This is a genomic window from Streptomyces sp. NPDC088350 (genome assembly GCF_044753545.1).
GTDB lineage: Bacteria > Actinomycetota > Actinomycetes > Streptomycetales > Streptomycetaceae > Streptomyces.
The window spans coordinates 392,896-405,901 of the sequence record NZ_JBIVNL010000008.1 but is presented as its reverse complement, the minus strand read 5'-3'; the positions used below and the strand labels follow the sequence as shown (position 1 = coordinate 405,901).

10 protein-coding genes are annotated in these 13,006 nt (G+C 69.8%); 7 read left to right on the top strand and 3 right to left on the bottom strand.

The features are described from left to right. Positions 1 to 338: 338 nt before the first annotated feature. The 6 genes from ACIQBL_RS29475 to ACIQBL_RS29450 all read left to right on the top strand — a co-directional run bounded on the left by ACIQBL_RS29475 (position 339) and on the right by ACIQBL_RS29450 (position 8,545). Positions 339 to 3,557 carry an alpha-L-rhamnosidase gene (locus ACIQBL_RS29475; RefSeq protein WP_401946456.1) on the top strand — a complete coding sequence of 1,073 codons (3,219 nt, stop codon included), beginning with the start codon at positions 339 to 341 and terminating at the stop codon, positions 3,555 to 3,557. Positions 3,558 to 3,716: 159 nt separating this feature from the next. Further along, a complete protein-coding gene (locus ACIQBL_RS29470) occupies positions 3,717 to 4,382 on the top strand; it encodes a TetR/AcrR family transcriptional regulator (RefSeq protein WP_401946453.1) in 666 nt (221 codons plus the stop codon). A gap of 94 nt (positions 4,383 to 4,476) precedes the next feature. Beyond that, entirely contained in the window at positions 4,477 to 5,286 is an 810-nt protein-coding gene (locus ACIQBL_RS29465; RefSeq protein ID WP_401946450.1) for an SDR family oxidoreductase, read from the top strand. A 15-nt stretch (positions 5,287 to 5,301) separates the two neighbouring features. Continuing rightward, positions 5,302 to 6,078, top strand: a complete 777-nt coding sequence (locus ACIQBL_RS29460; protein ID WP_401946448.1) for an SDR family oxidoreductase — start codon at positions 5,302 to 5,304, stop codon at positions 6,076 to 6,078. 204 nt (positions 6,079 to 6,282) lie between these two features. Beyond that, positions 6,283 to 7,773, top strand: coding sequence for an aldehyde dehydrogenase family protein (locus ACIQBL_RS29455; protein WP_401946445.1), 1,491 nt, complete (start codon positions 6,283 to 6,285; stop codon positions 7,771 to 7,773). 16 nt (positions 7,774 to 7,789) lie between these two features. Further along, on the top strand, positions 7,790 to 8,545 hold the full coding sequence (locus tag ACIQBL_RS29450; RefSeq protein ID WP_401946442.1) for a carboxymuconolactone decarboxylase family protein: 756 nt from the start codon (positions 7,790 to 7,792) through the stop codon (positions 8,543 to 8,545). 87 nt (positions 8,546 to 8,632) lie between these two features. On the opposite strand, the gene ACIQBL_RS29445 is transcribed toward ACIQBL_RS29450, so the two are convergent. Then, complete coding sequence (locus tag ACIQBL_RS29445) at positions 8,633 to 9,469, bottom strand: mycofactocin-coupled SDR family oxidoreductase (RefSeq protein ID WP_401946439.1); 837 nt, start codon at positions 9,467 to 9,469, stop codon at positions 8,633 to 8,635. 182 nt (positions 9,470 to 9,651) lie between these two features. Between ACIQBL_RS29445 and ACIQBL_RS29440 the strand changes: the two genes are divergently transcribed. Next, the gene (locus ACIQBL_RS29440; RefSeq protein ID WP_401946436.1) at positions 9,652 to 10,260 is read left to right on the top strand and encodes a TetR/AcrR family transcriptional regulator; all 609 of its coding nucleotides are present in this window, start codon (positions 9,652 to 9,654) and stop codon (positions 10,258 to 10,260) included. A gap of 113 nt (positions 10,261 to 10,373) precedes the next feature. On the opposite strand, the gene ACIQBL_RS29435 is transcribed toward ACIQBL_RS29440, so the two are convergent. Together ACIQBL_RS29435 and ACIQBL_RS29430 are read right to left on the bottom strand one after the other, a co-directional pair. After that, entirely contained in the window at positions 10,374 to 11,828 is a 1,455-nt protein-coding gene (locus ACIQBL_RS29435; protein ID WP_401946433.1) for an aldehyde dehydrogenase family protein, read from the bottom strand. Between the two features lie 382 nt (positions 11,829 to 12,210). Further along, a complete protein-coding gene (locus ACIQBL_RS29430; RefSeq protein WP_401946430.1) occupies positions 12,211 to 12,768 on the bottom strand; it encodes a nuclear transport factor 2 family protein in 558 nt (185 codons plus the stop codon). Positions 12,769 to 13,006 lie beyond the last annotated feature (238 nt).

Here is a 13,006-nt window from a genome sequence, read left to right as displayed (position 1 = left end):
CCTCCTCCTCGTCGTGGGAGGTTCGTGGAGTTCTTCCACGGCACTTCACCTGTTCTTGGACCGGGGCGCGAAAAGCGTTACAGCGCCGCCGCTTCCCCGGCCGGGAGCGGCAGTTCGCGTCCCCCGGATCCTCCGCCGTCCTGCCGCTCCCCGGAATTGAAACCGTTCAATCCACTCGCGCCGACGACCCCGACCGACCCCGCCCGGACCGACCGCGAAGCAGCCTCGTCACAAAAACCCACTGCACAACGATTGACCCCCACCCCACCCGGCTCTACGTTACCCACGCCTCTCCAGTGTGAATCGATTCATCCATTCCGTGCGAGTGAGGAGTCGTAGTGATCAGCAGGAGGAACATTCTCGCGGGTGCGGTCGCCACGGTCGCGGCAGCGACCGTCGACGGCGTACCGGCGATGGCCGCGCCGATGTCCGGGCAGGCCCAGGCAGGGACACAGGCCCAGCGCGACGGACTGCGCGTCACGGCGCCGACCGTGGAGTACGTCCAGCACCCCTTGGGGATCGACGCGCAACGGCCCCGGCTGAGCTGGCCGTTGGCCTCCGACGGGGTGGACGCGCGCCAGAGCGCGTATCAGATCCGGGTCGCCACCACCGCGTCGGGCCTGTCCCGGCCGGACGTCTGGGACAGCGGGAAGGTCGTGTCCGGCGAGTCCGTCCTCGTGTCGTACGGAGGTCCCGGGCTGAAGCCCCGGACGCGCTACCACTGGTCCGTACGCGTGTGGGACGCCGGCGGGCGGGTCTCCGGCTGGAGCGCGCCCTCGTGGTGGGAGACCGGGCTGATGGACGCCGGGCAGTGGAGCGCCGACTGGATCTCCGCACCGGCGGGCCTCGCGGACGCGCCGTCCTTCGAGGGCGGTTCCTGGATCTGGTTCCCCGAGGGCGATCCGACGAACAGCGTTCCGGCGGCCACCCGTTGGTTCCGCGGCACCGCCCGGCTCCCCGACGGGATCACGTCCGCCACGCTCGCCATCACCGCCGACAACGTGTACGCCGTCTCCGTGAACGGGTTCGAGGTGGGCCACACCGACCTCGACACCGACAACGAGGACTGGAAACGCCCGGCGGTGATCGACGTACTGGACCGGGTCCGGACCGGCGACAACGTTATCGCCGTCGCCGCCACCAACGCGACCGTGGGCCCGGCGGGACTCATCGCCGCCCTTGTCGTCCGTACCGCCTCCGGTGAGCAGAAGGTGTTCACCGACGGCTCCTGGAAGGCCACGGACCAGCAACCTGCCGACGGGTGGCGGGAGTCGGGGTTCGACGACGGGGGCTGGCCGGCGGTCCGGGTGGCGGCGGCCTGGGGTGCCGGACCGTGGGGGCGAGTCGTCCCGGTGTCGTACGCCGTCACCCAACTCCGGCGCGAATTCAGCCTCCCCCGCAGGAAGGTGGCCCGTGCCCGCCTCTACACCACGGCGCTCGGCCTGTACGAGGCCCACCTCAACGGCGGCCGGGTCGGCCTCGATCACCTCGCTCCCGGCTGGACGGACTACCGCACGCGCGTCCAGTACCAGACGTACGACGTCACCGCGCAGCTGCGGCCCGGCGTCAATGTCATCGGGGCGTATCTGGCGCCCGGCTGGTACGCCGGCAACGTGGGTATGTTCGGGCCCGGTCAGTACGGCCAACACCCGGCGCTGCTCGCCCAGTTGGAGGTGGAGTACGCGAACGGGACGAGCGAGCGGATCACGTCGGACACCGACTGGCGGGCCTCCTCCGGACCGATCGTCGCCGCCGACCTGCTGAACGGCGAGACGTACGACGCGCGCAAGGACACCCCCGGCTGGGCCTCCCCCGGCTTCGACGACACGGGCTGGCTCGGCGTCCGCGCCGCCGGTGACGTCGGACCCGGTCTGATCGTCGCGCAGGTGGACGGTCCGGTGCGGGTCGAGCGGGAGCTGACGCCGACGAGCGTGACCCAACCCGGGCCCGGTGTCTACGTGTTCGACCTGGGCCAGAACATGGTCGGCTCGGTGCGGCTGCGCGTGGCGGGCGACGCGGGCACGGCCGTCCGGCTCAGACACGCCGAGGTGCTCAACCCCGACGGCACCGTCTACACCACCAACCTGCGGACCGCGGCGGCGACGGACACCTACACCCTCAAGGGCGGCGGGAAGGAGGAGATCTACGAACCGCGCTTCACCTTCCACGGGTTCCGCTACGTCGAGGTCACGGGATTCCCGGGCACTCCCACCGCCGAGGCCGTCACCGGGCGGGTCATGCACACGTCCGCCCCCTTCACCCTCGACTTCGAGACCGACGTTCCGATGCTCAACCAGCTGCACCACAACATCACTTGGGGCCAGCGCGGCAACTTCCTCTCCGTGCCGACCGACACGCCCGCGCGTGACGAGCGCCTGGGATGGACGGGAGACATCAACGTCTTCGCGCCGACGGCCGCGTACACGATGGAGTCGGCCCGCTTCCTGTCCAAGTGGCTCGTCGACCTCCGGGACTCGCGGACCTCGGAGGGCGCGTTCACGGACGTGGCGCCGATCGTCGGCACGGTCGGCAACGGCACGGCCGGCTGGGGCGACGCGGGGGTCACGGTCCCCTGGGCCCTCTACGAGGCGTACGGCGACCGCCAAGTCCTCGCGGACGCCTGGCCGTCCGTGCGGACCTGGCTGACGTACCTGGAGAAGAACAGCGACCGGCTGCTGCGCCCGGCACAGGGGTACGGCGACTGGCTGAACGTCGACGACGAGACCCCCAAGGACGTCATCGCCACCGCGTACTTCGCGCACGCCGCCGACCTCGCGGCCCGCATGGCCGACGCACTCGGCGCGGACTCCGCCCCGTACCGCGATCTCTTCGGACGGATACGGACAGCCTTCCAGGGCGCCTACGTCGCCTCCGACGGCCGTGTCCAAGGCGATACGCAGACGGCCTACGTCCTGGCGCTGTCGATGGACCTCCTGGCGGACGCGTCGCGGAAGCCCGCGGCCGACCGGCTCGTCGCGCTGATCGAGGCCAAGGACTGGCACCTGTCGACAGGCTTCCTCGGCACGCCCCGGCTCCTCCCCGTCCTGACCGACACGGGCCACACCGACGTCGCCTACCGCCTGCTGCAGCAGCGCTCCTTCCCCAGCTGGGGCTACCAGATCGACCGGGGCTCCACCACGATGTGGGAGCGCTGGGACTCCATCCGGCCCGACGGCAGCTTCCAGGATCCGGGCATGAATTCCTTCAACCACTACGCCTACGGCTCGGTGGGGGAATGGATGTACACGAACATCGCCGGCATCTCGGCGGGCGGGCCCGGCTACCGCGAGATCGTCATCCGCCCCCGGCCCGGCGGGGACGTGACCACCGCCGGCGCCACGTTCACCTCGGTCTACGGCCCCGTCTCCACCCGCTGGCGGCAGCGCTCCGGCCGGTTCACGCTGACCTGCACGGTGCCGCCCAACACGACCGCCGAGGTGTGGATCCCGACGTCCGCCCCCGACACGGTGACCCGCACGCACGGGACGTACCTGCGCCAGGAGGACGGTTCCGCCGTCTACCGGGTCGGCTCGGGCACGCACCGCTTCACCACCTGAGCAGGGCGATGCGGCTGCCCGGGACGGTCACCGGCCCGGGGAGCCGAACGCGCGTTTAAGGCAGTTGACTTCATGTCTCGCCCATGCTTCAGTTTCCGCTGAACGGAAATGCAGTTCTCTTTTGCGCGCAACTTGCCTCTCTGAGGGGTGTGGTGTGTCGTGACGTCCTCGTCCGTCAAGGAACAGATCGCCCTGGCCGCGGAGCGGCTGTTCGCCGAGCACGGGCTCGACGGGGCGTCCCTGCGACAGATCAGCGCAGCCGCCGGGAACGGCAACAACACCGCGGTGCAATACCACTTCGGCTCGAAGGACCGTCTGGTCCAGGCGATCTTCGAGTACCGGCTTCGGGATCTCAACGCACGGCGTGACGCACTGGTCGCCGAGCGGCGCCCGAACGACCTCAGGTCCTGGGTGGAGTGTCATCTCGTGCCGGTGCTCGAACAGAGCGAGCGGGAGGGCAGCCGCTACCTGAGTTTCGTGGCGAAGCTCCAGCAGCACGGCCGCCGGGACGTTCTCGCTCGCCTCTCCCCCGAGCTGCTGGCGCCCACCCACCGCTTCCGTTCCCGGGTGGGCGCGCTGCTCCCTGCTGTTCCCGGGCCGCTGCGGGCGCACCGCATCGCCCAGGCGACGGCCTTCAGCGTGCACGTGGGGGCGGAGCGGGAGCAGAGCCGCGCCCGCGACGAGCAGGTGCTCCCGTACGCCGTCCATGCGGGCGATCTCCTCGACGGTGTCGTCGGATTCCTCGCGGCCCCGGTGTCCGCGGCGACGCTGGCCGCACTCGACACGCCGATGCCGTACGAAGCCGCCCTGCCACTCCATCCGTAGTCACGGGAGTTCTCCGGTCCCGGCGAGTCCCGCCAGGGTCACGTACCTCCCAAGTCCCTACAAGGACACGTCCCTTCCAAGGATTGGTCGTTCGATGAGCGTGGATCTGCACGATGCCGTCGCCGTGGTCACCGGCGCGGGCAGCGGGATCGGGCGGGCCGCCGCGCACGCCTTCGCGCGACGCGGTACACGGGTGGTGGTCACCGATCTCGACGCCGAGCGGGCACGCGCCGTGGCCGGCGAACTCGGCGGCCCGGCCGTCGCTGCCCCTTGCGACGTCACCCGTGTCGAGGATCTCGTGGCTGCCCGGGATCTGGCGCTCGACCGGTTCGGACGCGTCGACCTGGTGATGAACAACGTGGGGATCCTGGCCGTCGGCCCCGTCGAGGACATCCCGCTCGACGCATGGCAGCGCGTGATCGACGTGAATCTGCTGGGCGTGGTGCGCAGCAACCTGGTGTTCCTGCCGCTGCTCCTGGAACAGGGCTCGGGGCACGTGGTCAACACCGCCTCCACGGCGGGCCTGTTGCCCTACGGCTTCGACCGGCTGCCGTACACGGCGACGAAGCACGCGCTCGTCGGCCTGTCCGAGGCGCTCGCCCTCTATCTGCGACCGCGCGGTGTCGGGGTCACCTGTCTGTGCCCGGCCGGAGTCGCCACGAACATCGTCGAGCAGATCTCCTTCTACGGAGAACCGGCGCCGCCGCAAGGGCCGGCGTTCCCCGTCGTGGACGCCGAGTCGGTGGGCGAGCTGGTCGCCGACGGCGTCAGCGAGGACCGGTTCCTGCTGCTCACCGCGCCCGAAGCCGCCGACGAACTGCGCGCCCTGGGCGCGGACGTCGACCTGTATCTGTCCCGGTTTGCGTCCCGGCATCCGTCCCGACCGACGCAGGACCCGCACTGAAGAAGGTAGGTCTCCATGAGCAACCCCCTCGACCGTATGCGCCTCGACGGCAAGGTGGCCGTCGTCACCGGTGGCGCCGGAGCCATCGGCCAGGTCTACGCCCGGGCCCTCGCCGAGGCCGGGGCGCGGGTCGTGCTCGGCGACCTCGACGCCGAGGGCGCCGACCGGGCCGCCAAGTCCCTTGCCGCCGACGGGCTGGACGCACTGGGTGTGCCGGTCGACATCACGGATCGCGCCTCGGCCGCCGCCATGGCCGCGCGGGCCTGCGAGGCGTTCGGCGGGATCGACATCCTGGTCAACAACGCGGCGCTGATGGCGGACATCCCGCAGGTGGACCTCCTCGACCTGCCGGTGGAATGGTTCGACCGGGTCATGCGGGTCAATGTGTTCGGCGCGATCGTCTGCGCGGGCGCGGTGAAGCCGTCGATGGTGGAGCGCGGCGGCGGGCGGATCGTCAACCAGGTGTCGGCCGGGGCGTTCATGGGCGGCGGTGTCTACGGCGCGAGCAAGCTGGCACTGGTCAACGTGACGGTGGGGCTGGCCCGTTCGCTGGGCCCGCTGGGCATCAATGTCAACGCGATCGCGCCGGGCCTCGTCGAGAACGAACCCGGGTTCAAGAGCCTGCCCGCCGACCATCCCGCACGCGCCGCGCTCGGCTCCGCGATCCCCGGCAAGAAGCAGGCACCCGCCGAGGACCTGCTCGGCACACTGCTCCTGCTGGCCTCGCCCGCCGGTGAATGGATCAACGGCCAGACGATCAACGTCGACGGCGGCTGGGTCACCCGGCTCTGAGAGCCGTCCGGCGCCGTGCCCGACCCATCGCGGCGCCACGGCCGACCCACTGCGGCGCCACACCCGAACCGGCCCGGCACGGCGAGCGGCTCCCCGGCCCGAGCACGCGAGGTGCTCGCCGTCCCGAGGCACGCCCCCGCCAAGTGCCCGACACCCCCCACGCACCCGCCCCCAGAACCCGTACCAGACGAAGGCGGCTCCGACATGACCACGACCACGACCCCCTCGCCCACGACCGCCGAACTCGGCGTCACCGGCCCCCTCATCGACGGCACCTGGCGCGACAAGACCTCCGTCGGCGCGGTGGACCACGTCAACCCCGCCACGGGCCGCGTCAACGGCTCCGTCCTGCTGAGCGGCCCTCAGGAGGTCGACGAGGCCGTGGCCGCCGCACGGGCCGCCCACCCCGAGTGGCGGGCGATGTCCCCGGCGCTGCGCCGCCGCATCCTCCAGCGGATGGAGGAGCTGATGCTGGAGAACGTCCCGGACCTCGGCCGGCTCACCACCCTGGAGATCGGCGCGCCGCTGACGATGGCGTCGGCGCTCGCCCAGCTGTGCGCCGGCTGGTTCGGCTACTACGCGGGCTGGGCCGACAAGATCGAGGGCCTGACGAGCCCCTCGAACCCGGTCATGGTGCCGGGCCTCGGCTACACCGTCCCCGAGCCGTACGGCGTGGTCGGCATCATCCTCACCTGGAACGGCCCCGTCATGTCGACCGGCATGAAGATCGCCCCGGCGCTCGCGGCGGGCAACTGTGTCGTGGTCAAGTCGCCCGACCTGGCGCCGTTCGCCGTGGCGCGGTTCGGCGAGATCGCCCTGGAGGCAGGGCTGCCGCCCGGCGTCATGCACATCCTGCCGGGTGGTCCGGAGGCCGGTGATCACCTGGTGCGCCACCCGGACGTCGACATGATCTCGTTCACCGGCGGCATTCCCACCGCGCAGAAGATCCTCGAAGCGGCACGCCACACCCTCAAGCCGGTCCTGCTGGAACTCGGTGGCAAGACGCCGAGCGTGGTGTTCCCCGACGCCGACCTCGACGCGGCCGTCGCCGAGACGGTCCGCTCGTGCATGACCCTCGCCGGACAGGGCTGCAACCTCAGTACGCGCCTGCTGGTCCACCGCGACGTCTACGACGAGGTCGTACGGGCCGCCGCGGCGGCGGCCGGCGCGGTGACCGTCGGCGACCCCTTCGCACGGACGACGACGCTCGGCCCGGTGATCGGTCCGGCGGCCAGGGACCGGATCCTCGGGGTGATCGACCAGGCGGCGGCCGGCGGCAGGCTCGTCGCAGGCGGCCACGCCGTCGCCCCGAGCAGCCTTCCGGCCCAGGTCCGGGGCGGCTACTTCGTCGAACCGACCGTCCTGGCCGACGTGGATCCGGGCAGCGAGGTGGCCCGGCACGAGGTGTTCGGCCCCGTGCTCTGTGTCCTCCCCTTCGACTCCGAGGACGAGGCGGTGGAGCTCGCCAACTCCACACCGTACGGACTCGGAGCGGTGCTCTACACGCGCGACGTGACGCGGGTGCAGCGCCTGGTTCCCCGGTTCCAGGCGGGCACGGTGCACGTCAACGGGGCGTCCGGGCAGCCCGCGAGCGCGCCGTTCGGCGGCTACAAGCACAGCGGGCACGGGCGCGAGGGCGGCAAGGAGGGCCTGTTCGAGTTCCTGCAGACCAAGAACGTCTTCATCCGCGCGTGACCGTCAGGAGCCGACGATGAGCAGTTTCCCCGAAGTCATGGCCACTACCGGGCGCGAACTCCCTTCACCGGACACCCCGTTCGGCCGCGCCGCACGCGACTTCCTCTACGGCGAGGTGTGGGCGCGCCCGGGACTGAGCCGGCGCGACCGCCGCTGGGTCACCCTGACCTGTGTGGCCGCCGCCGACTCCCCCGAGCCGATCGAGCAGCACGTGTACGCGGCTCTCGCGAGCGGCGACATCGAGCTGGCCGAGATGCTGGAGTTCGTGCTGCACTTCGCGGTCTACTGCGGCTGGCCCAAGGCGTCGCACGTCGAGGGCGCCGTCGCCCGCCAGTGGGACCGCATCCACCGGGAGCGCGGCGAAGAGACCCCGCCCTGGCCGGAGTTGACGAGCGACACGCTCGGCCCGCAGGACCACGAGAAACGTCTGGAGCGCGGCACGCACGAGTTCGTCGACGTCAATCTCACCCCGGCCCCGCCGCCGAACTCGCCGTACCGGCAGGCGGGCATCCTGGGCTTCGTCTTCGGCCACGTCTGGCAGCGCCCCGGCCTCGGCCGCCGCGAACGCCGGATCGTCACAGTGGCCAGCGTCGCCCTCGACGACTCCCCGGTCCCGCTGCGTACGCACGTCACGTCGGCGCTGCACTCCGGCGACCTCACCAAGGACGAGATGGACGAGATCGTGCTCCAGTTCGCGGCCTACTACGGCTTCGCGAAGGGTGAGGCGCTCGCGGACGCGGTGGAAGCTGCCTGGGCTGCCAGGCCTCAATGACCGTACGCCGTCCGGAAGTTGCGGGCGGCTCGGCCGGACACGGGTGCGGGGCCGACAGTCATGTCGGCCCCGCACCCGTTGTGGTGGTTACTTGAGCATGGCCCCCGCGTCGATGGTCTGCGTGCTGCCCGTGACGTAGCGGCCTTCGTCCGAGGCGAGATAGAGGATGGCGTTGCTGATGTCGCGCGGCTCGACCCAGGGCGTGGGCAGGAGGTGCATTCCCTGCGACACGGCGGCGAAGTCGTCGATGGTGGGGTGCTCCAGGTCCGGGCGGAACATCCGATACGTCTTCTCGTGCATGACCATGGGAGTGTTGACCTGGGTCGGGTGGACCGAGTTGACGCGGATGTTGTGCTCGCCGAGTTCCCAGGCCAGCGTGCGCATGAGGCCCACGACGCCGTGCTTGGCGGCGATGTAGTGCCCGATGTTGGCGTGGGCCCGCAGGCCGCCGACGGAGCTGGTCAGGATGATCGAGCCGCCCCTGCCGCCCGCGATGATGTGCGGGATGGAGACCTTGGCGGTCAGCCACACGCCGGTGAGGTTGACGTCGATCATGTCGCGCCAGGTCTTCTCGTCCATCTCGTGCATCCGCGAGCCCTCGCTGCCGAGTCCCGCGTTGGCGCAGACGATGTCCAGGCGCCCGAACCGTTCCACGCCGTCGGCGACGGCGGCGTCGAGCGCCTGGAGGTCGCGTACGTCGGCCTGCACGGCGTGGATGCGCCGGCCCAGCTTCTGCACCTGCTCGACCGTCTCCTCCAGGTCTTCCGGTGTCGACATCGCGAACGTGACGCCGTCGAGCTGCTTGCACACGTCGACGGCGATGATGTCGGCGCCCTCCTCGGCGAGCCGCACGGCGTGGCTGCGCCCCTGGCCACGCGCCGCTCCCGTGATGAACGCCACTTTGCCTTCTACTCGTCCGGGCATGGAGTACCTCGTTCCTGGTGAAGGTGGAGCACGGTGTTGAGTACGCGGAATCACGTACGGGACGGGTCTGGCCGCGCCGAGGAAGGCGTGTCGGGCGCGCCACGCGCTGAACGACTGTTCAATCAAGATGCTGAACGACTGTTTAACACCCGCGCTTCGCGACCGTCAAGCACAATGACCGCATGACTGCCGCACCTCGCCGAATGGGCACCGAGAACTCCAAGACGCGCCTGCTGCTGCTCGACATCGCGGAGCGGCTGATGCTGGAGGAGGGGTACGCGGCCGTCGGCGTACGGCGGGTGGCGCGTGAGGCCGAGGTGGCCCCGGCGCTGGTCCTGTACTACTTCCGCGCGCTCGACGACCTGTTTCTCGCCGTACTGCGGCGGCGCGCGGAGCAGGAGTTGGAGCGCGTGGTCCGCGCGCTCGACGGCCCACAGCCGCTGCGCACGCTGTGGAAGCTCAACAGCCACCCCGGCAACGCGCTCACCACGGAGTTCACCGCGCTGGCCAATCACCGCAAGTCGATCCGCGCCGAACTCACCGCCCACGCGGAGCGCTACCGGGAGGCCCAGGTCGAGGCCCTCACCCGCAGGCTCGCGGAGACGGGCGTGGAACTGCCGCCCGGGATGTCCCCGGCGGTGCTCCAGATACTCGCCAACGCGCTGGGCAGGACCCTCACGATGGAGACCACCATGGGCATGTCGACCCGGCACGCGGAGACCCGCGCCTTTGTGGAGAACCTTCTCGGCCGGTACGAGAACGGGAGTGCGCCCACGGAGTCCGGCGAGTAGCCTGCCGGTCTCCACCCGGCCCGTTGCCCTTCGGCGGGCGGGCGTTCACCGCAGGACGCAGGCCGACACCCTCCATACCGATCCGGATATACGGCTGCGAAGCCGGTTATCCGCTACAGCATCGTATAGACGGATTTCGTCTTCATATAGGCCTCGATGCCGTCGATCCCGTATTCAGCTCCCCAGCCGGACTGCTTGTGGCCACCAATAGGCAGGGCAGGGTCCCAGACCATCTGACAGTTCAGTGTGACCATCCCCGCATCCAGGCGTTTCGCCAGACGGTGGGCGCGGCCGACGTCGCGTGTCCAGGCGGTCGCCGCCAGGCCGTAGACCGAGTCATTCGCCAGAGCGAGCACTTCGTCATCGTCGTCGAACGGCGTGACCGCGACCACGGGACCGAAGATTTCCTCTTGGACCAGCCGCATGTCGGGCCGCACCTGCGTGAGGACGGTTGGCTCGACGAAGTATCCGGGCCGGTCGCGGCGGTTCCCGCCGGCGACCACTTCGGCGCCGTCCCTCTTGCCCTCCTCGATGTATCCCGTGACACGGTCGAGCTGCTTCTGGCTGACGACGGGGCCGATGTCGATGTTGTCGTCATGGCTGCCGCCCTGGCGCAACGCCCGGGCGATCTGGGCGATGCCGCCGACCACCCGGTCGTAGATTCCGCGCTGCACGTAAACACGCGATCCGCAGATGCAGCCCTGTCCCGAGTGAACGAAGATCCCCATGGCGGCTGCCGGAATGGCCTGCGCCAGGTCGGCGTCATCGTAGATGAGCACCGGTGATTTTCCGCCGAGCTCAAGCATGACCTTCTTCAGGTTGCCGGCCGCCGCATGAACGATCTTCTTGCCCACCTCGGTCGATCCCGTGAAGGAGATTTTGTCGACGTCGGGGTGCTCCGCCAGAGCGGCACCGGCAGTGTGCCCGTAACCGACAACGATGTTGACAACACCATCGGGCACTCCGGCCTGGGCCAGGATCTTCTCCATCACCAGCGCGGAGAGCGGCGTCTGCTCCGCGGGCTTCAACACACAGCTGCAGCCCGCGGCGAGTGCCGGCGCCAGCTTGATGGCCGCAACATGGAAGGGCCCGTTCCACGGTGTGATGAGCCCGACCACGCCGACAGGCTCCTTGAGCGTGTAGCCATGGATCTCCGCGGATTTCCCGGAAAGCCCCCCGGCCATGTTCACATCATGCGCAATGCCGTTGATCTTCGTGCACCAGCCGGCGCAGTAACGGAAGAATTCCGCGGAAGCGAACATGATGTTGCGGGCCTGCGACACGGGCATGCCACCGTTGCGCGCGTCGAGCTCCGCGAGTTCATCGGCGCGCTCCTCGATCAGGTCGGCGACGCGCCACAGGATCCGGGAGCGTTCACTCCCGGTCTTGCCGCGCCACACCCCGGACTCGAACGTCGCACGGGCCCGCGCGACCGCTTCGTCGATCGCGGCCGCACCGCCATCGGCGAATTCGCCGATCTGTTCCCCGACCGATGGATTGAAGATCGGGACCATGTCGGAAGTCCCCGGCCGTTTTCCGATCTCTTCCAACACTGCCGAAAGCGTCATCTCGAAGCCCCTTCAATCTGAACGGACATAGGAACCCGACCTGTGGACCCACGCGGAGTCGATTGCCTCTGCCGGGACGTCAAGGAGGCAGGCACGCACGCATCTTCACGAACAGACCGACACCGCCGACAGTGGCGCATCTCGTCCACCTGCCCGGCGCGGGCCGTGTCGTGATCGGTACCTACTGTCTGTGGAACGAAAGCCGAGACCGTGCTGGACGCGGGACTCACGGTCGGCCACACCACCCGCTGAACAACCGTTCAACAACCGCGCTGTACACTGTTTAGCATGGGCTCTGAAACACCGTCAAGCACAATGACGGCGTGACCGGCCCCCGCCGCATCGGCCCCGAGAATCCCCGAACATGCGGGCGCCCGATGCTCTACCACCGCTGTACCGGTGTCTCCGCCAGGCTCAGTGGCCGGGCGTATGAAGGGTCTTCCCGGTCCCAGCTGCCCTGGATGAATCCGGTCAAGGCGCCAGAGGTGAGGAGTGCGGTGTCGCCGCGGGACGTCCACTCGACGGTGCAGCGTCGCAGAGCGATCCGCCACTGTCCGTTCCGCCGCTCCAGGCGGTCGAGATAGCGGCCGCCGATGAGGTGCACGTCCTTGCCGTCGCGGGCGCGCATCGCGCCGATCACATAGCTCTCGCAGTGCGCCACGTCGCCGTCGATCTCGCAGGTGTGCGTGGTGATGTGGTGCAGGTGGTCGGCGAAGACGGAAGCGTGTGCCTCGTTGGCGTACGCCCCGTACCCGGGGCCGGGCTTCACGACGGGACCGTGCTCGTCCGTACCGTCCTGGTGGTATGCGCTCGCCATCAGTTCCTCGTCGTGCCGGTCGTGGCCGCGTGCATGGTTCATGACGCAGTCGAGTACCGCGAGACGGTCCCTGACGTACCTGAGCTCGCTGCGGAGCTCGGCGAGTTCGTCCTCGACGGACATTTCGTTCCTCCCTGCCTTGTCGGTCAGTCGTGCTTCGGCGGCGTGAGGGGCCACGCCGACCGGAGTTCACGCCTTTTCGGGTGGAAGCGGTGGCAGCGGTGGCAGCCGCCGGGCCGGACCTGCGGATCGGCCACGCCCCGGCCTGCCGGAACCGGGCGGCACAGGTGACGGCCTCGTCGCGGAACGTCTCCGCGCCGCCCGTGTCGATGAAGGCCGCTGGAGGATTCCCCAGGTCGGT

Excerpts from the sequence above, each read along its gene's own strand:
- ACIQBL_RS29465 (WP_401946450.1), top strand. The coding sequence starts at position 4,477 with ATGAGCGTGGATCTGCACGATGCCGTCGCCGTGGTCACCGGCGCGGGC.
- ACIQBL_RS29460 (WP_401946448.1), top strand. The coding sequence starts at position 5,302 with ATGAGCAACCCCCTCGACCGTATGCGCCTCGACGGCAAGGTGGCCGTC.
- ACIQBL_RS29455 (WP_401946445.1), top strand. The coding sequence starts at position 6,283 with ATGACCACGACCACGACCCCCTCGCCCACGACCGCCGAACTCGGCGTC.
- ACIQBL_RS29450 (WP_401946442.1), top strand. The coding sequence starts at position 7,790 with ATGAGCAGTTTCCCCGAAGTCATGGCCACTACCGGGCGCGAACTCCCT.
- ACIQBL_RS29445 (WP_401946439.1), bottom strand. The coding sequence starts at position 9,469 with ATGCCCGGACGAGTAGAAGGCAAAGTGGCGTTCATCACGGGAGCGGCG.
- ACIQBL_RS29440 (WP_401946436.1), top strand. The coding sequence starts at position 9,652 with ATGACTGCCGCACCTCGCCGAATGGGCACCGAGAACTCCAAGACGCGC.
- ACIQBL_RS29435 (WP_401946433.1), bottom strand. The coding sequence starts at position 11,828 with ATGACGCTTTCGGCAGTGTTGGAAGAGATCGGAAAACGGCCGGGGACT.
- ACIQBL_RS29430 (WP_401946430.1), bottom strand. The coding sequence starts at position 12,768 with ATGTCCGTCGAGGACGAACTCGCCGAGCTCCGCAGCGAGCTCAGGTAC.